Here is a 376-nt window from a genome sequence, read left to right as displayed (position 1 = left end):
GGCTGCGGCGGCTGGGAGCTGAGGGCGCTGGCTTGAAACACCGCCGGGGGAGCGACCAGCTCCAACCCGGTCTCCGGGCTACGCGAACCGGCTCGTATCCACCCGCGCGCTGCTGCGCGCGAGCCGGGCCGCGATCTCTGCGCGCGTCGGGGGCGCGCAGCCGACGCGTTCCACGCACAGGCTGGCGCTGGCCAGCGCGTGCCGCAGCACGGCGTGCATGTCCGCCTCGTCCATCGGCGCCAACAGGTCCGGGCCGCGTGCGTGGCGCTCCAGCAGGGCGGTGATCAGCCCCGCCAAAAAGCAATCCCCGGCACCGACCGTGTCCACCAGGTCCACCGGCGTGCGCTCGCGCGCGTGGCAGGGCCAGCTGCGCCGG

Annotated in this window: 1 protein-coding gene; it reads right to left on the bottom strand. The window is 75.3% G+C overall.

The genetic code is table 11. The features are described 5' to 3' along the window. Window positions 1-78: 78 nt before the first annotated feature. On the bottom strand, window positions 79-376 hold a 298-nt coding region (locus tag VTU_RS26360), incomplete at its 5' end, for a PfkB family carbohydrate kinase (protein ID WP_010102581.1).

The organism is Verminephrobacter aporrectodeae subsp. tuberculatae At4 (assembly GCF_000193225.1).
Taxonomy (GTDB): domain Bacteria; phylum Pseudomonadota; class Gammaproteobacteria; order Burkholderiales; family Burkholderiaceae_C; genus Acidovorax; species Acidovorax aporrectodeae.
The sequence above is the reverse complement of the archived record's forward strand: the minus strand, read 5'-3'. Positions and strand labels throughout refer to the sequence as shown.